14 protein-coding genes and 2 pseudogenes are annotated in these 16,216 nt (G+C 69.2%); 4 read left to right on the forward strand and 12 right to left on the reverse strand.

The window, feature by feature from the left end; all coding sequences use genetic code 11:
- Positions 1-16: 16 nt before the first annotated feature.
- Positions 17-1,230 (forward strand): annotated as a pseudogene (locus ACFYY7_RS35975) (glycoside hydrolase family 64 protein).
- Between the two features lie 47 nt (positions 1,231-1,277).
- On the opposite strand, the gene ACFYY7_RS35980 reads toward ACFYY7_RS35975, so the two are convergent.
- From ACFYY7_RS35980 to ACFYY7_RS36000, 5 genes are all read right to left on the reverse strand, one after another.
- On the reverse strand, positions 1,278-1,682 hold the full coding sequence (locus tag ACFYY7_RS35980; protein WP_388667968.1) for a hypothetical protein: 405 nt from the start codon (positions 1,680-1,682) through the stop codon (positions 1,278-1,280).
- Positions 1,683-1,755: 73 nt separating this feature from the next.
- Positions 1,756-2,145, reverse strand: coding sequence for a hypothetical protein (locus ACFYY7_RS35985; protein WP_388667969.1), 390 nt, complete (start codon positions 2,143-2,145; stop codon positions 1,756-1,758).
- Between the two features lie 115 nt (positions 2,146-2,260).
- The gene (locus tag ACFYY7_RS35990; protein ID WP_388667970.1) at positions 2,261-3,031 is read right to left on the reverse strand and encodes an alpha-ketoglutarate-dependent dioxygenase AlkB; all 771 of its coding nucleotides are present in this window, start codon (positions 3,029-3,031) and stop codon (positions 2,261-2,263) included.
- Entirely contained in the window at positions 3,015-4,244 is a 1,230-nt protein-coding gene (locus ACFYY7_RS35995) for a hypothetical protein (RefSeq protein ID WP_388667971.1), read from the reverse strand. The genes ACFYY7_RS35990 and ACFYY7_RS35995 overlap by 17 nt, the downstream gene beginning before the upstream one ends.
- Positions 4,245-4,378: 134 nt before the next feature.
- On the reverse strand, positions 4,379-4,774 hold the full coding sequence (locus ACFYY7_RS36000; RefSeq protein ID WP_388667972.1) for a VOC family protein: 396 nt from the start codon (positions 4,772-4,774) through the stop codon (positions 4,379-4,381).
- A gap of 77 nt (positions 4,775-4,851) precedes the next feature.
- Here ACFYY7_RS36000 and ACFYY7_RS36005 point away from each other — a divergent pair, with 77 nt between their 5' ends.
- Entirely contained in the window at positions 4,852-5,139 is a 288-nt protein-coding gene (locus ACFYY7_RS36005) for a DUF1905 domain-containing protein (protein ID WP_388667973.1), read from the forward strand.
- Position 5,140: 1 nt separating this feature from the next.
- On the opposite strand, the gene ACFYY7_RS36010 is transcribed toward ACFYY7_RS36005, so the two are convergent.
- Together ACFYY7_RS36010 and ACFYY7_RS36015 are read right to left on the reverse strand one after the other, a co-directional pair.
- Positions 5,141-5,386: a hypothetical protein gene (locus ACFYY7_RS36010; protein WP_388667974.1), complete on the reverse strand. Its 246-nt coding sequence runs from the start codon at positions 5,384-5,386 to the stop codon at positions 5,141-5,143.
- A gap of 157 nt (positions 5,387-5,543) precedes the next feature.
- On the reverse strand, positions 5,544-6,068 hold the full coding sequence (locus ACFYY7_RS36015) for a hypothetical protein (protein ID WP_351254722.1): 525 nt from the start codon (positions 6,066-6,068) through the stop codon (positions 5,544-5,546).
- A gap of 249 nt (positions 6,069-6,317) precedes the next feature.
- Here ACFYY7_RS36015 and ACFYY7_RS36020 point away from each other — a divergent pair, with 249 nt between their 5' ends.
- The gene (locus tag ACFYY7_RS36020; protein WP_388667975.1) at positions 6,318-6,941 is read left to right on the forward strand and encodes a YceI family protein; all 624 of its coding nucleotides are present in this window, start codon (positions 6,318-6,320) and stop codon (positions 6,939-6,941) included.
- Positions 6,942-7,118: 177 nt separating this feature from the next.
- On the opposite strand, the gene ACFYY7_RS36025 is transcribed toward ACFYY7_RS36020, so the two are convergent.
- The 4 genes and pseudogenes from ACFYY7_RS36025 to ACFYY7_RS36040 all read right to left on the reverse strand — a co-directional run.
- A complete protein-coding gene (locus tag ACFYY7_RS36025; protein WP_388667995.1) occupies positions 7,119-8,129 on the reverse strand; it encodes an NAD(P)/FAD-dependent oxidoreductase in 1,011 nt (336 codons plus the stop codon).
- Positions 8,130-8,237: 108 nt separating this feature from the next.
- Positions 8,238-11,027 (reverse strand): SpoIIE family protein phosphatase, encoded by a 2,790-nt coding sequence (locus ACFYY7_RS36030; RefSeq protein ID WP_388667976.1) that lies wholly within the window; start codon positions 11,025-11,027, stop codon positions 8,238-8,240.
- A 60-nt stretch (positions 11,028-11,087) separates the two neighbouring features.
- The gene (locus ACFYY7_RS36035) at positions 11,088-12,470 is read right to left on the reverse strand and encodes a hypothetical protein (protein ID WP_388667977.1); all 1,383 of its coding nucleotides are present in this window, start codon (positions 12,468-12,470) and stop codon (positions 11,088-11,090) included.
- A 53-nt stretch (positions 12,471-12,523) separates the two neighbouring features.
- Positions 12,524-13,360, reverse strand: a pseudogene (locus tag ACFYY7_RS36040) (glycoside hydrolase family 1 protein); the annotation flags it as partial.
- Between the two features lie 652 nt (positions 13,361-14,012).
- Here ACFYY7_RS36040 and ACFYY7_RS36045 point away from each other — a divergent pair.
- Positions 14,013-14,318 carry a hypothetical protein gene (locus ACFYY7_RS36045; RefSeq protein ID WP_388667978.1) on the forward strand — a complete coding sequence of 102 codons (306 nt, stop codon included), beginning with the start codon at positions 14,013-14,015 and terminating at the stop codon, positions 14,316-14,318.
- Positions 14,319-14,394: 76 nt separating this feature from the next.
- Here the strand turns inward: ACFYY7_RS36045 and cimA are convergent, their stop codons facing one another.
- Positions 14,395-16,002 carry a citramalate synthase gene (gene cimA, locus ACFYY7_RS36050; RefSeq protein ID WP_388667979.1) on the reverse strand — a complete coding sequence of 536 codons (1,608 nt, stop codon included), beginning with the start codon at positions 16,000-16,002 and terminating at the stop codon, positions 14,395-14,397.
- Positions 16,003-16,216 lie beyond the last annotated feature (214 nt).

Raw genomic sequence — 16,216 nt, forward strand, 5'->3', positions numbered from 1 at the left:
CGTGATCTCGCGCAGAATGTTCCTGACGGGCGGCGCCGCCACGACCGCGACCGCCCTCACCTACCCCCTCTGGGGCAGCACCCTCAGCCCGAGCGCATCCGCTGCCCCCGCAACCTGCGAACTGGCCCTGGAGAACCGCTCGTTGCCAGGCAGGGTCAACGCCTACGTCACCGGCCATGAACAAGGCACCGACCGCTGGGTGCTGCTGCGGGCCGACGGCAGCGTCTACCGCCCCGACTCCCCGCCGCCCCGCAGACCCCGCTGCCCGTCGACTGCGCCATCCCACTGAACGCGGCGGGCGGCGGACCGGTGGTGCTCACCCTCCCCCAGATGTACGGCGCCCGCGTCTACTTCGTACGCGACGACACGCTCACGTTCTATCTCAACCCCGGCCCCGCCCTGGTCGAGCCGGCGTTCGCGACGTCCACAGACGCCAACTACGGCCGCACCTGGTCGTTCTGCGAGTTCACCTTCAACCCTCAGCAGCTCTACGCGAACATCAGCTACGTCGACCTGGTCACCGCGCTGCCGATCGGCCTGACCCTGGCCGGCGACGCGACGCACACCGTGGCGCCGCTCCCGGACGGCGCGGTGCAGCGGATCGCGGACGGCCTCACCGCCCAGGCCGCCGCCGACGGCCAGCCGTGGGACAAGCTGGTGATCCGCGGGGCGGACGGCAACGTGCTGCGGGTGATCTCACCGCAGAACCTGATGGCACCGTTCTTCGACCGCCCGGACGAGATGCCGTTCCGGGACGTGTTCACTTCCTACATCGACCGGGTCTGGGAGAAGTACCGCTCCACCGACCTGCGGATCGACCTCCAGGGCGGCCGGGGAGCACGCACCGGCCGAGTCAGCGGGAACGTCCTGACCTTCGAGGGTGGGCACACCTTCACCAAGCCCGTCTCCAAGGACGTCTTCACCTGCAACCACGGCCCGTTCGCCAACAACCCGGGCGACCCGGACGACAAGAAGGCCCTCCTGGCCCGGCTGGCCTCCGGCTTCAACCGTTCCCTGATGCTCACCCACCCCAACCAGCCGAACGGCACCTCGGCCGCCGACTACTACCGGGACCCGGCCACCAGCCACTGGTCCCGCGTCGTCCACACCAACACCCCGATCGGCTACGCCTTCCCCTACGACGACGTCCGCCCCGACGGCGAACCCGACGTCTCGGGCGCCGCCAACGACGGCAACCCACGCCGCTTCACGGTGACCGTGGGGGCCTGACCCGGCGGCTCCGGCCCGCACCGAGGCACGCCGGTGGGCCCTGAGCCCTACAAGCCGTCCGCAAAGTTCGAGGAAATGAACACCCCCGCATCCTCTTCTTCGAGGAGCACGAAGTATTCCCCGCTCGCGATGAATTCATCATAGATGCGCTTCGCGAAATAATCCTCTTCATGTTCACCTCGGGGAAGAATTCTCACGTGCGCTGGAACCATCCGGTATGGCCACCCGGAATTTACTCCGTCGTCCACTAGGACTTGTACAAAGAAATCTTCTGAGTCGAAGTTTGCACCGAGGAAGTGCAGACCATCGCCATGCATCGTGGGCTCCGCAGAAAGCGCGGGCGAAATCACTCCAACGAGACGTTCAAACAGGAACCTGGGAGCCATCCCGGCCTGCTGCCAGCGTTCACGCAGCTCGCCACTGAATCCAACATGCAGCATGTAGGTGTACATCTTTCAACCCTCCCGGCTCTCACTGCGAGCAACTCCATGCCAGTCCCCGCCATACCCAATCCCGTCGATCGCCTCAGCCGCCACCTGCGGAAAACTCACCGCTCTTGACATCAGCCGATTCCGGTTTCTCAATGAGGCGATTCATCAACCACGGCAGGGCATCCCTCACGTAAGGGTTATACAGCACATCGAACGTACCCCGGGGAGCAACGGATACAGAACCCCACAGTCCGGAATTCCCTCGCGTCGGCATGCTGTCGCGCGCTCGCGAGAATCCATTCACTGAAACTCGAAACCCCTGCTGGAGCCTACTCAATTCGCCGCCGATGGCAGACTTGGCGACTCCCTCAGTAAGCCAGCCGAATGCCCCGGCAGACAAGCCATCGAGACTCTCGTCATAGACAGTAAGTTCCATCACAAGATCATGACTGAGGCCGGAGTTCACCGGGATAAAGGCATCCATTTTCCACTCTCGAAGAGTTCCAAATTTTAGGCGGGAACCAGCGCGTTCCAAAGACACCTCGCACCGGGTGGATCGCGAGGCGCAGACCTTGAGGGTTATTCAAAACCCCTCAAGGTCAGACTGGCGGCATCAGATCGCTCTCGCTGATGGTGTACGTCAGCAGGGGGTAGATGAAGTCCGTTTCATTGTTCTCACGGCGCCGTAGCTGGTAGAACTCGCGCTGCTGCTCATCGTCGGCCGGCATGAGGCGCGTACCCTGCGGGAGGTCTGCATGTCCGTCGCGGAACCGAACGAGAGTCTTTGACGTTCGAAACGTCACGCCCAGCCATTGGTTTTCCGCCGCCTGGGCGGGCGCGTCCAATACGATCTTGTGCTTGAGTCGCCGATTCGATTCGACAGAGAACGCGACGACGCTGTTGTGGGCAAGGGGGATCTCGAACTTCTCGCTACCGGACCCCTTCGATTCGAAGATCAGCTTCCTCGGCGGGCCCGCTTCGGGATTTTGGTAGCAGGAGAAGACGGCGATGAACGACTCGTCGGCCAGATCGAGGGCCTGGTCGGAATGGCTGCCCATGGTTTTGTAAGCGTTGGTGTAGCTCTCGATGAGAGCGTTGTTGAAGCCGACCGAAATCGCCGCACGTTCTTGAATCTGTCGCGCCAGCCGTTCGTGCACAGCCCGGAAACGCTGCGCCGGGCTGCCGTATCGAGTGGTCGTGCGTACGAGAGGCACACCACCCGCATCGTCGATCTTGGTAAGCACGGCGCCTCGCCGGCCCTTTCCCACGTCTTCCCAACGAGCCGACGCGGACAGCTCCGCAAAGAGATTTTCCTCGCTTGGCAAGGCGCACGAGATGATCTCGTCCGAGATCCTAGGCTCGGGGGGCAACGTAGTCTCCCGTGTTCATGCTGAAGAGAAAATCATCGCCGTAGTCGATGAAGGCCGAGGTCCTGTTCTCCTCGGCGTACAGCCTGCGCAGATCGTCCATGCCGGCCGGTGTGGGTGGCTCCAGCTGCACCAGATCCCCGGCCACCTTGAGGAACGTGTGGCCGTTCTTGTGAACTGCTTCGGCGTTCGAACAGCGCACCACATAGCCCAAGCGGGTCGGGAGCAAGTCAGCATCCAACGCCGAGGGCCGGATTTCGTGCGTGTACAGGCGGTTGGTGGACAGCGGCATGAAGAACACGGAGCCGGGATAGAGCGTCACGGTGAACTGCGGAGGGAGCGCGACCCCGTCGTGTTCTTCGGTCGGCTCCTTGAGGCGGAAATGGAGTCTGGTCAGCCCGCTGGTGCCCTTCACGCCGTAGTCGAAGGCGTCTACAGCCAGGGGCTGCAGCTTTTCGAGCTGGTCGTAGAAGGTGCAGAAGGCCATGATGCCGTTGACGGGCATGTCCTTGGTCTTGTCGGCATGGGCCGAGATCTTGGCCTTGGACTGCTTGCGCTCGGCCGTGGCAAGGGTGTTGTGGTAGATCTGAGCGAGGACATGATTCAGCGGTGCCTGGTTCCGGAAGGCCGCGGCGGCCTCGCGGTTCAGAGCATCGACGATGTGCATGTCGGTCGGGCCGAAGCTCTCGGTCGGCCCCGAGAGATTCGTCGAGCACCGGAGCAGGCGGAAATGCAGTTCGTCACCGTTCCGTGTGACGGGCGTCAGATAGATCCCGCTGCGATGGGCCGTTCCAGGCTTGGTGGACTCCGTCAGGGACTGGAACGCGTGCTCCGCACTGATCCGTCCGAAGTGATCGGCGTCGGGTCCGAAAAAGCGGCGGTAGTACACGCCGACGCCGTGTACGCGGATGGGAACTCGGCCGAGGCCGACGAGGGTCCAGAATCTGTCGGCGTCCTCGTGGTAGCCGTGCGACAGCTCCCGGATTACGAACACCCGTGCAGCCGAATGCAGTTGGCTGCCACTGATCCCGGATATGTCGCCACACAGGTAGACGGTCTTCTGCGCGAGGTCGGGCGAACCGGAAGCAAGGTCCTCCGGCGTGATCGTGGACCCGAAGAAGTCCCTGATCAAGTCATTGTCCTGCAACATCGAAGGTGCGACCAAGATGTTGCTCGCATGCTCGATGCGGGCTTCTGACAGCTCTGTCGCGTACATCAAACGGCACCTCCCATTCGCAGATCCTGCTGGATTACTCAAAACCGTGATCACGACCCGATAGGCGCCCTGGGCGACGGCGCTGTCCGGGTGCGACGGGGTGCGGGTGCCCGCTCACGGCCGGACGAGAGGTCCTAGCTCTGCGGTGCGAGGGTGCGCAGGACGCAGAACTCGTTGCCCTCCGGGTCTGCCATGACCACCCAGTTCCGGTCCGAGCCCTGGCCCACATCCGTCCTGGTGACGCCGAGGCCGAGCACTCTGGTCACCTCGTCATCGGTGCTGCCGTCGATCGGGCTGACGTCGAGGTGGAGCCGGTTCTTCACGGTCCTGCCCTCGGGCACCTGGATGAACAGCAGGGTGGGCGGCATCTGGCGGGCCCGGACATCCTCGACGGTCGGCACCCAGGAGCCGATCTCGACCTTGCCCTCGCTCCGGTCGATCACCTTGAAGTCCAGGACCTCGCACCAGAAGGCCGCGAGCCTCTCCGGATCATGGCAGTCAACTGCCAGCTCGGTGAACCTACTTGTCATGTCTCTCCCGGATAGCACGGACGGGCCTCAGGGTACGCTGCCCGGCATTCGGGTCCCTCGATGAACGGATCGACCACGTGCACGTTGAATTCACCGGCCGCGTCATCGAGTGGCGGGGGCCTTCACCGTTCTACTTCGCCGCCGTGCCGACCGAACAGGCCGCCGACATCCGCGAGGTGGCCGCGCTGGCCACGTACGGCTGGGGCGCGGTCCCCGTGGACGCGCGCATCGGCGAGACCGCGTTCACCACGTCACTCTTCCCCAAGGACGGCAGCTACCTGCTGCCGCTCAAGAGCGCGGTCCGCAAGCCGCAGGGGCTCTCGACGGGCGACGAGGTGACCGTGACCGTGACCGTCCGCGTGTAACTCAGCGCTCCCGCGCATACGTCACGACCCACGCGACGGCGAGTACGACACCGGCAACCCCCACGCCGAAGATGCCGACGGCCTTCCAGATCCCCTCCCCGGCCACTGTGGCGCGCACCCCGCCGGCGAGCCCGCCCACGGCCATGCAGAGGCCGAGGACGAACGACCGTGATCCCCGGGGGCTCAGCCAGTGCCACAGGTTCGGACGGCGGCGGCCGGGCGGCGGCGGGCCTGCGGAGTGTGTCACTGGTACCTCGCCCTTCCGGGTTCTGGTGATCGCGATGGCTGGTCAGCCCGGGGCAGTACCTCGGCAGTTGGCCATGCTAATCCGGCCGCAGGAAGCAGCACGGGGTGCCCCTGTCCGGCGGACAGGGGCACCCAGTGCGAGGCGATGCGTGCGGAGGTCAGCAGCCGCCGCAGTTGTAGTACGTCACGTCCCAGTGGTTGCCCTCGTCGGCGTAGACGTTGCCGGAGCCCGACTGGTACTGGGGGGCACCGTCGCCACGCACACCGATGTAGGTGAAGACGTTGTGGACGTAGTTGGTGAGGCAGGTCGACTTGGCGAAGTCGAGCTTGTAGCCGTTCCAGTGCGAGTACGTGCCGCCGGCGTGCCCGGTCTCGGTGCCGCCGGTGATGTTCAGCGCGCATCCGGTGGCGCTCTTGAGGGTCTGGGCGCCCTGGGCGGTGGCCAGGTTGAGCTGGTCGAACGAGGTGCAGGTGGCGACGTTGCGGTTGGAGCAGCCGCCGGAGGACGACCAGGTGACGCCGGAGGAGCTGAACCGGGCGGTGGCCTGGGCGTGCGTGAGCTTGGTGACGGCGTGGGCCTGGGTGGCGCCACCGCCGAGGACGCCGACGCCCGGGGCGAAGAGGACGCCGAGGACGAGGGCGAGGGCGGTCAGGACGGGGCGCAGTCTCATACGGGACACCATGGGGGGACTCCTCCTGCTCATGACAAGTAAGTGCAGGGAGATACTGCCCGAGTTCTACGCGCGTCCGCCAGAGGGGGGGCGGCAATGGCGGGCAGTAATTGAGCGGGCGTTCGGCCGACGTTCATGAGCTACCCCGAAACACACTCCGACTTAGATGTTGAACGTTGAACTAGATTGCGCTACAGTCAATCTCGTTGAAGATTAAACAATCACTTCGACCCCGCTCGATCACGTCCCCAAGGAGGAGCCATGGCTCTGTTCGGCCGCAAGAACAACAACGCCCCCGCCACCACCACCGTCGCCCCCGCCGTCGACCCGGCCCTGGCCGCCCTCACCGGCGAGTACACGATCGACCCGGCGCACAGCAGCATCGGTTTCACCGTGCGCCACGCGATGGTCACCAACGTGCGCGGCTCCTTCGGCGAGCACGAGGGCACGCTGAAGCTGGACGGCTCGAACCCGGCGAACTCCACCGCTTCGATCGACGTCAAGATCGCCAGCGTCGACACCGGCATCGGCGACCGCGACGGCCACCTGGTCAGCGGCGACTTCTTCGACGCCGAGAAGTTCCCGCTCATGATGTTCCGCTCCACGCAGGCCGAGCAGCTCGGCGGCGACACGTACCGCGTCACCGGCGACCTCACCATCAAGGACGTCACCCGCCCCCTCTCCATCGACCTGGAGTTCAACGGCTCCGCCACCGACGTCTACGGCAACGAGCGGGTCGGCTTCGAGGGCAGCACGAACATCCTGCGCTCCGACTGGGGCCTGACCTGGAACGCGGCGCTGGAGACCGGCGGCGTGATGGTCAGCGACAAGGTCAAGCTCAACTTCGACATCTCCGCGATCAAGTCCGCCGCGACCCAGGCCTGACGCGTACCGCCGCCCGACGCGTACCGTCCCCCGGCGCCTGCCGCCGTCCGACGCGTACCGCCGGCCGACACCTTCGGCACCGCACCACGCCTGAACCCGAGCGCGCCCGCCCCCTCCTCCCCCGCCGGGGAGGGAGGCGGGCGCTCGGCGTTGCCCCGGCGGCGCGGCGCGGCCCCGTCACGCCCGGCGGGCGGCGACCGCGCGGTTCACGTCGTCGGTGATCAGGTCCGCGTTGATGGCCGCGGCGGCCTGCACCCCGGCAGCGGCGGCGGCGACGACCTTCCCCCTCGGGTCGGCGACATTGCCGGCCACCCAGATGCCGGGCACCTCCGTCGCCCCGGCCGGGTCGGCGGCGACGTACGTCCCGATCACCTGGCCCTCCGCCTCCAGCCCGGCCGCCTCCAGCCCCAGGCCCGCGAGGAAGTCTGCGCGGGCGGTGAAGCCGGGGTGCACCACGACGGCCTCGCGCGGGATCACCCGGCCACCCGCCAGCCGCACCCCGGTGAGCCGGTCGTCCGTCACTTCGAGGCCGGCCACCTCGCCGTCGACCACGGCGATGCCGCGGGCGGCCAGCTGCTCGTACTCCTCGTCCGTGGGCTCGGGCCCGGTGTGGCGGAAGAGGGTGATGTCCTCGCTCCACTGGCGCCACATCAGTGCCTGGTGCACGGCCAGCGGGCCGGTGGACAGGATGCCGATCGGGCGGGAGGCGACCTCCCGGCCGTGGCAGTACGGGCAGTGCAGGACGTCGCGCCCCCACCGCTCGGCCACGCCGGGCACCGGGGGCAGCTCGTCGACCAGGCCGGTGGTCACCAGGAGCCGGCGTGCCACCACCGGGGGCCCGTCCTTCCGTACGACGCGGAATCCCGCGTCACCGGGCTGCCGCTCGGCAGCCACCACGGCGTCCTGGACGAGCTCTCCCCCGTAACGGGTCACCTCGTCCCGGCCGATGGCCAGCAGCTCCGAGGGCGGGACGCCGTCGTGTCCCAGGTATCCGTGCATGTGCGCGGCGGGGGCGTTGCGCGGCTGTCCGGCGTCGATCACCAGCACCGAGCGGCACGCTCTGGCCAGGGTCACGGCTCCGCTCAGTCCGGCGGCGCCACCGCCGATCACCACCACGTCGTAGGGGCGGTCCGGGGCACCGTCCGCGCCTCGGCCGCCGGTCGCGTCACCGGTCGCATTGCTGGTCATGTCGTTCATGAGGAGCACCTCCCTTTCACCCGGAGCGTGCGCGACATGGCGCCATATCGGCAACTTTCATTGCCGTAGCAGCAAATCACTGCGCGGGCCGCCCGGACCCTAGAAGGCGTCCTCCTCCGGATCGCCGACCGTCTGCTCCGACCAGATGACCTTGCCCGTCTCCGTGTAGCGGGTCCCCCAGCGTTCGGCGAACTGGGCGACGAGGAACAGGCCCCGGCCGCCCTCGTCCATCGTCGCCGCGTAGCGCAGGTGCGGGGAGGTGCTGCTGCTGTCGGAGACCTCGCAGATGAGGTTGCGGTCGTAGAGCAGCCGGACCTCGATGGGCGCCGTGCCGTAGCGCACCGCGTTGGTGACCAGTTCGCTCAGGATCAGTTCGGTGGCGAACGCCTCCTCCTCCAGACCCCGGTCCGCGAGCCACTGGGAGACGTTCTTGCGGACCCCGGCGACGGCTGCCGGATCGGTGGCCACGGCCCACTGCGCGACCTGGTCCGGATCGAGCGTGCGGGTGCGGGCCACGAGCAGCACGATGTCGTCGTCCGGCTGGTCGGGCAGCAGCGCGTCGAGCACGTCGTCGCAGGTCTCCTCCGACGTCCGGTCGCGGCCGGCGAGGCTGTCGCGCAGCAGGGCGAGACCGGTGTCGATGTCCCGGCCCCGCCGTTCGACGAGGCCGTCCGTGTAGAGCACCAGACGGCTCCCCTCGGGTACGTGGAACTCGGCCGCCTCGAAGGGCATGCCGCCGATACCCAGCGGAAGTCCGGTCGGGGTCTCGGGGAATCCGACCGTGCCGTCGGGGAGGACCAGCACGGGCCCGGGGTGACCGGCGCGGGCCACCGTGCAGTTCCCGGAGACCGCGTCGTAGATCGCGTACAGGCAGGTGGCCCCGGCGACCTCGGCACCGCCGTCGTCGGCGGCCTCGTCCCGGTCGATCCGCATGACCATTTCGTCGAGATGGCCGAGGAGTTCGTCGGGGGCGGGATCCAGCGAGGAGAAGTTGTGGACGCCGGTGCGCAGCCGCCCCATGGTGGCCGCGGCGTGCAGCCCGTGCCCGACCACGTCGCCGACGACCAGCGCCACCCGGGCGCCGGACAGCGGGATCACGTCGAACCAGTCGCCGCCCACCCCCTCGTGCGCGGGCAGATAGCGGTAGGCGACATCGAGGGCGTTCTGCTCGGGCAGGCCCCGTGGCAGCAGGCTGCGCTGCAGCGTCACGGCCAGTGCGTGCTCCCGCGTGTAGCGGCGGGCGTTGTCCACGCCGACCGCGGCCCGCGCCACCAGTTCCTCCGCGAAGGACATGTCGTCGTCGTCGAAGGGTTCCGACTCTCCCGAGCGCCAGAAGTTGGCCATGCCCATGACCGTGCCGCGCGCGTGCAGCGGCACCGAGATGAGCGAGTGGAATCCCTGCTCCCTGAGCCGCTCGGCCACGTCGGGATCCCAGTCCCGCCAGCCCAGCGCCGTGAAGTCGCTCTTCAGATCGGACTCGTCGCTGTGCACCCGCATGGCCCGGGTCCGGTTGGGGACGAAGCCCACCACATGGCCGACCGGGTACAGCGGATGGTCCGCGCGGACCGCCGCGACGGAGGTGCGGCGCATCGCCAGCGTGCCGCCGTCCGGGGTGACCGGCTCGTCCCCGCGCCGTACGGGGTCGGCGAGGTCGACCGTCGCGGCGTCGGCGAAGCCGGGGACCGCCACGCCCGTCAGCTCCTGGGCCGTCCGGGTCACATCGAGGGTGGTACCGATCCGTGCACCGGCCTCGTACAGGAGCAGCAGCCGTTCGGTAGCGAATTCCGCCTGTCCCGTGACCGCGCGGAGTTCAGTGGTGTCGCGCAGCGTCACCACGGTGCCGGGCGGACCGCCGTGCGCGTCGGTCGGGCGGAGGTTGACGGCCAGCATCCGGCTGCCGGCCCGCAGCACCTCGTCCGTGACGGTCCGGCCGGAGACGAAGAGCTCTGCCGTGTCCGGGGTCAGCCCGAGTTCCGCCACGACCCGGCCCTCGGCGTCCGGGGGCAGGTCGAGGAGCCGGCGGGCCTCGTCGTTGGCGAGGGTCAGCCGCCGGTCGGCCCCGATGATCAGGACGCCCTCGCGGACCGCGTGCAGCACCGCGTCGTGGTGCTCGTACATCCGGGTCATCTCGGCGGCCCCGAGGCCGTGGGTCTGGCGGTGCAGCCGTCTGCTCAGGAGCGCCGCGCCGCCCGCGGTGAGCGCGAGGGCGACCGCCGCGGCGAGCGCGGCGAGCGGGATGGACTGGTCCGCCACGCTGTTCACGGACTCGACGGTGATCCCCACCGACACCACTCCGGCGACCGAGCCGTCGGCCCGGGGCACGGGCACGACCGAGTTGACCGCGGGTCCGCGGCTTCCGGTGACGGTCCGGGTGAAGCCCTGCCCGGTCAGCGCTTCCTTGTAGGGGCCGAGGATGTGCTTGCCGATCAGATCGGGGTCAGGGTGGGTGTAGCGGATGCCCTGGGGGCTCGCCACGACGACGTAGTCGACGTGGGTCCGCTTGCGCACCTCCTCGGCGCGCGGCTGCAGGATCGCGGTGGGGTTCCTGCTGTCCAGCGCGACGGCGGTCCCGGGCGCGTAGGCGAAGGTCTCGGCGACGCTCAGGGTCTGGGCGCGGGCCTCGTCCATGGTGTCGCGGCGGCCCTGCACCACCAGCGCGACGGCCCCCGCCGCGACGAGCAGCAGCACGAGCCCGAGGACGAAGACGAAGACCTGGCCGGCCAAGGTGTGCAGGCTGAACAGGGAGCGCAGCTCTCGGCCGAGGGACCAGCGGGTGTGGTCCCGGCCGGACTGCGCGGGCGCCTGTTGGCCCAGGCCTCCGCCATCGTGCCGATGTGACCGCCGGGCGGAGCGTCGCAGCCGCGCCCGGAATCGGCCGATACCAGACATAACTTCAGGTCTAGCATGAATCGCACCTGCCCGAGCGGTTGCCGGTAGCCGGTCAGCGGCTCAGAACCCGCCCCCGTCGAATCCTCCGCCGCCCCCGAAGTCACCTCCCCCTCCGAAGCCGCCGCCGTCGAAGCCGGAGGGGTCGAAGTCGGCCCCGGAGAAGTCTCCGCCGCTCCAGTCCCCGCCGGAGCCGAAGTCGCCGCCGCCGTACTCCGCCGCGTACGCGGGGCTCGACAGCATGGAGCCGAGCACGGTGCCGACGAGCAGGCCGGGGAGCAGGCCGCCGCCGAAGTAACCGCCCGCCCACGGACCGTACGCCGGGCCCGCTTCCCAGTACGGGCGGCGGCCCTCGCCGGTCTCGACGGTGCGGCTCAGCGGCTCCTCGCCCGCGCGCAGCCGGACCTCGTCCGCCGCGCAGACCGGGACCTCGCGTTTCGTTCCGCCGGACGGGGACCACCGGACGTCGGTGACCGAGGGGCCGTGGCGCGGGTCGAAGAAGCACGGCGGCCGCCTGGCCGGCAGCTCGCCGCCGGTCCGGCGGGCCTCCAGGACGGCGAGGGAGAAGCGGCCGTCCTCCAGCTCCCGGGTGACCCCGCGCACGTCGGACGGGCGGCGGGCCTTCGACATGCGGGACTTCGCGGTCTCGTAGGAGTCGAGCGCCCGCTCGTAGTCCGCCCGCATGACGTCGTCGGCGCCCGCCTCGGCGGGGTGGAAGTCCAGCCGGTCCAGGGTTTCGCCGTACGCGGTGATGTCCTCGTCCACGACGACCCGGAGCTTGTCGAGTGCGGCCCGCTCCTCGGCCTCCTTGCGCTTGCGGTTGCGGCGGACGACCGCGTACGCCATTCCGCCGCCCAGCACCAGCACCGCGCCGACCGTGATCAGCCCGACGACGGACGACGTTCCGCCGCCGGACGAGCCGCCCCAGGAGGCGGGGGCGTTGCCCCGGGCCTGTTCCACGGCCCGGTCGACGAAGGCGTTCAGCTGCGTCGCGGCGTCGGTGTCCGCGCCGGGTGCCGTCACCGCGGCGGTGAGGTTGTCGACCGCCCGGGTGGACATCACCTGGGGGTCGGCGCCCGCGTCGAAGCCGTTGCCCAGGCGGACCGCGTAGACGCCGGTGATTCCGGTGTCGGTGCGCAGGGTGGCCAGCAGGGTCTTCGCGGGGAACGCGGAGGTCTGCGGCAGTACCGCCACGAACACCGGCTTGTCGGCGTCCTTGATCTTCTTCGTCAGGGCGGCGGCCTCGGCCGGTGAGAGCTGGCCGGACGCCGCCGGGTCGACGTACACCGGGCTCTTGCGCAGCGCCTGCGCGACGTCGTCGACGGTGGACGCGGCAACGGTGGACGCACCGCTCGACGCGGGCGCGCCGGGCGCCATGCCGAGGACGGCCGCCGCCAGGATCAGCAGCAGGCCGACCAGCATCGCCGGGAACAGCCTGTTCCGCATAGTTCGAAGTTAACCCGGATGGGTGGCGAGTGCGACAGCCCGGTCCGCCGCGCTCATCCGCCCCGGGTGAGACGGACGGTGTCGCGGTACCACTTGGCGCTGTCCTTCAGTGTCCGTTCCTGGGTGTCGTAGTCGACGCGAACGATGCCGAACCGCTTGTCGTAGCCGTAGGACCACTCGAAGTTGTCCATCAGCGACCAGGCGAAGTAGCCCCGGACATCGGCCCCGGCGGCGCGGGCCGCGGCGACGGCGGCGATGTGGTCGGCGAGGTAGGCGGTGCGGTCGGCGTCGTGGATCTGCCCGTCCTCGCAGACGGTGTCGTCGAACGCGGCGCCGTTCTCGGTGACGACCGTGGGGACGCCGTACTCCTGCTCCAGGCCGACCAGCAGGTCGGTGAGGGCGGTGGGGGTGATCTCCCGGTCCATCGCGGTACGCGGCAGATCGCGCTCCACGCCACGGGTGACGGGCAGCCCTTCGGCGTCCACCGGGGAGCCCTCCTCCGTGACGCCGGAGAAGAGGGTGCCCCGGTAGAAGTTGACGCCGAGGACGTCGATCGGGGTGGCGATGACGGCCAGGTCGCCCTCCTCGACCGGGAGCACGGCGTCGCGCAGGGCGAGGTCGGCGACGACGTCCTCGGGGTAGCCGCCCCTGACGAGCGGGTCCAGGTAGAGGCGGCGGCCCATCCCGTCGGCGCGGCGGCAGGCCTCGGCGTCCTCGGGGCTGGCGGTCTCGGGGGTGGCCGTGCCGAGGTTGAGCGTGATGCCGAGTTCGAGCCCGTGGCCCCGGGCCGCGGCGGTCTCGCGGAGGTGCCGCGCGGCGAGGCCGTGGCCGAGGAGGAGGTGGTGGACGGCCCTGATCGCGTCGCCGAAGTCCTGCCGGCCGGGCGCCTGGTACTTCCCTGAGCCCGACTCCCCCACCAGCGCCGTGACGGTGCCTCGCCGCAGTTCCAGCGAGACGTCGTCGACGGCGTGGACGGTACGGCGTGTGCCCGTGACGAGGTCGCGTCCGGTGCGGCGTACGGGGAAGTGCTTGGTGACTGAGCGCGCTTCGAGCACGGCATGGTTCCGTGCGGGCTGTTTCGACATGGCCGGCCCCTGTGTCCCTGTGTCCCCTGTGTCCCGTATCCCTTGCCCCTGGCGCTACTTGGCGGGCTTGAGCTTCAGCACGATCTGGAGCGCCGACGGCTGGGTGTGCTGCGGCGGCGCGTACGGGTCGGCCTCGGGGGGCCAGCCCACCCAGTTCCTGGTGGAGTACTCGGCTCTTGAGCTTGTACGGGCCGGAGCCGACTCCGCCGGAACAGTGCCGTCAATACTTCACGCCGACATTGGTCCGCACCCATCTCCCGTACAGGCAGGGCATGTTGTGCGTTCAGCTTCTGAACGCGAGCTCCGACCCGGCCCGCGCCCCGGCCCGCGCCCCGGCCCGTGCCGCGGCGAACTCGATGGCTGATCAGGGAGGAAGGCGAAGCAGGCAATGAAGCCCGCTCCTCAACTGCCGATGTGCGGCCTACCAGGTGGTGGTGCGCCCGCGTACGGTCGCGTCATGCACTTCGAAGACGACGAACCGGTGTTCAGGAAAAGCCGCTTGGGGACGAACCGCTACGAGTACAACCCCCGCAATCCGATCGGCTTCGCCCTGATCGTCATCAGCGTCCTGCTCGTCGGCGGGATGCTCCTGCTCATGCATCTTCGCGCGGGCCCGTTCGCATACCCGTCGGCCCCCACACCGGTGAGCACGGAGACCGACGACACATGGCGGTACGTGCCGGGGGCGGAGGACCCGGGCACGTACGGGAACACCGGGTCCGGTCCCTCCACGCCGCCGGAGGGCGACGGCCTGGCACCGTGACGCGGACAACCGGATTCCCGGGCGGAGGAATTCCGGGCCCACGGCAACAGTGCCGTGGGCCCGTCCCTCGCGAGACCTACTCCGTCGGCTCGACGCCCGCGCGCAGCAGCCCGTAGGTGTACGCGTCCTCCAGGGCCTGCCAGGACGCGGCGATGACGTTCTCGGCGACGCCGACCGTCGCCCAGTCACCGGCGCCGTCGCCGGTGGTGATGAGGACTCGGGTGGTGGACTCGGTGCCGGTGCGACCTTCGAGGATGCGGACCTTGTAGTCGATCAGCTCCAGCTTGGCGAGCTGGGGGTAGATGCGTTCCAGCGCGACGCGGAGCGCCCGGTCCAGGGCGTTGACGGGGCCGTTGCCCTCGGCGGTGGCGACGATGCGTTCGCCCTTGGCCCAGAGCTTCACGGTGGCCTCGTTGGCGTGGGTGCCGTCGGGGCGGTCCTCGACGATGGCGCGCCAGGACTCGGTGCGGAAGTAGCGGCGCACCCGGCCCTCGGCCTCGGCGCGCAGCAGCAGTTCGAAGGAGGCGTCGGCGGCCTCGTACGTGTAGCCCTTGAGCTCGCGCTCCTTGACCCGCTCGACGACCCGGCCGACGAGCGCTCGGTCGCCACCGAGGTCGATGCCGAGCTCCTTGCCCTTGAGCTCGATGGAGGCGCGGCCCGCCATGTCGGAGACCAGCATCCGCATGGTGTTGCCGACCAGGGCGGGGTCGATGTGCTGGTAGAGGTCGGGGTCGACCTTGATCGCGGAGGCGTGCAGTCCGGCCTTGTGGGCGAAGGCAGAAACACCCACATAGGGCTGGTGGGTGGAGGGCGTCAGGTTGACGACCTCGGCGATGGCGTGCGAGACGCGGGTCATGTCGGCGAGCGCGCCCTCGGGCAGGACCGCCTTGCCGTACTTGAGTTCCAGGGCCGCGACGACGGGGAAGAGGTTGGCGTTGCCGACCCGCTCGCCGTAGCCGTTGGCGGTGCACTGGACGTGGGTGGCGCCCGCGTCGACGGCGGCGAGGGTGTTGGCGACGGCGCAGCCGGTGTCGTCCTGGGCGTGGATGCCGAGCCGGGCACCGGTGTCGGCGAGCACGGTGGCGACGACGGCCTGGACCTGGGCGGGGAGCATGCCGCCGTTGGTGTCGCAGAGGATGACGACATCGGCGCCGGCCTCGGAGGCGGCGCGCACGACGGCCTTGGCGTACTCGGGGTTGGCGCGGTAGCCGTCGAAGAAGTGCTCGCAGTCCACGAAGACCCGGCGGCCCTGCTCACGGAGGTAGGAGACGGTGTCGACGACCATCTCCAGGTTCTCTTCGAGGGTGGTGCGCAGCGCCATTTCCACATGGCGGTCGTGGGACTTGGCGACCAGCGTGATGACCGGGGCGCCGGACTCCAGCAACGCCTTGACCTGGGGGTCCTCGGCGGCCCTGCCACCTGCCCGGCGGGTCGCACCGAAGGCGACCAGCTCGGCGTTCTTGAATTCGATCTCCTGCTGCGCGCGGGCGAAGAACTCGGTGTCGCGGGGGTTGGCGCCGGGCCAGCCGCCCTCGATGAAGCCCACGCCGAAGTCGTCCAGGTGCCGGGCGATGGTCAGCTTGTCCGCGACCGTCAGGTTGATGCCTTCACGCTGGGCCCCGTCGCGCAGTGTGGTGTCGAAGACATGGAAACTGTCGTCGGTGGGCTTGGCCTTGGTGGTCATGCTGGTCTGACTCCTGTCGGATGAGCGGATCCGGACGATCTGGCTCCACTTGCCCCCATCATCCCGCGTGCGTCTCGCGCCGGCCGAGGTGAGGGCCGGAAAACGAAAAAACCCCTCGCGGGTGCGAGAGGTCTGCGCGCGGGTCTGGGGCACGGTGGCCGTGCCGCACGAGGTGGTACGGGACGGTCACTGCGGACCGGCGCGCCTGCTGCCG

It is taken from the genome of Streptomyces sp. NPDC001933 (assembly GCF_042890955.1).
Lineage (GTDB): Bacteria > Actinomycetota > Actinomycetes > Streptomycetales > Streptomycetaceae > Streptomyces.

Coding starts and splice junctions, on each gene's coding strand:
- ACFYY7_RS35980 (WP_388667968.1), bottom strand. CDS start 1,682: ATGTACACCTACATGCTGCATGTTGGATTCAGTGGCGAGCTGCGTGAA.
- ACFYY7_RS35985 (WP_388667969.1), bottom strand. CDS start 2,145: ATGGATGCCTTTATCCCGGTGAACTCCGGCCTCAGTCATGATCTTGTG.
- ACFYY7_RS35995 (WP_388667971.1), bottom strand. CDS start 4,244: ATGTACGCGACAGAGCTGTCAGAAGCCCGCATCGAGCATGCGAGCAAC.
- ACFYY7_RS36000 (WP_388667972.1), bottom strand. CDS start 4,774: ATGACAAGTAGGTTCACCGAGCTGGCAGTTGACTGCCATGATCCGGAG.
- ACFYY7_RS36015 (WP_351254722.1), bottom strand. CDS start 6,068: ATGGTGTCCCGTATGAGACTGCGCCCCGTCCTGACCGCCCTCGCCCTC.
- ACFYY7_RS36020 (WP_388667975.1), top strand. CDS start 6,318: ATGGCTCTGTTCGGCCGCAAGAACAACAACGCCCCCGCCACCACCACC.
- ACFYY7_RS36025 (WP_388667995.1), bottom strand. CDS start 8,129: ATGACCAGCAATGCGACCGGTGACGCGACCGGCGGCCGAGGCGCGGAC.
- ACFYY7_RS36030 (WP_388667976.1), bottom strand. CDS start 11,027: ATGTCTGGTATCGGCCGATTCCGGGCGCGGCTGCGACGCTCCGCCCGG.
- ACFYY7_RS36035 (WP_388667977.1), bottom strand. CDS start 12,470: ATGCGGAACAGGCTGTTCCCGGCGATGCTGGTCGGCCTGCTGCTGATC.
- ACFYY7_RS36045 (WP_388667978.1), top strand. CDS start 14,013: ATGCACTTCGAAGACGACGAACCGGTGTTCAGGAAAAGCCGCTTGGGG.
- cimA (WP_388667979.1), bottom strand. CDS start 16,002: ATGACCACCAAGGCCAAGCCCACCGACGACAGTTTCCATGTCTTCGAC.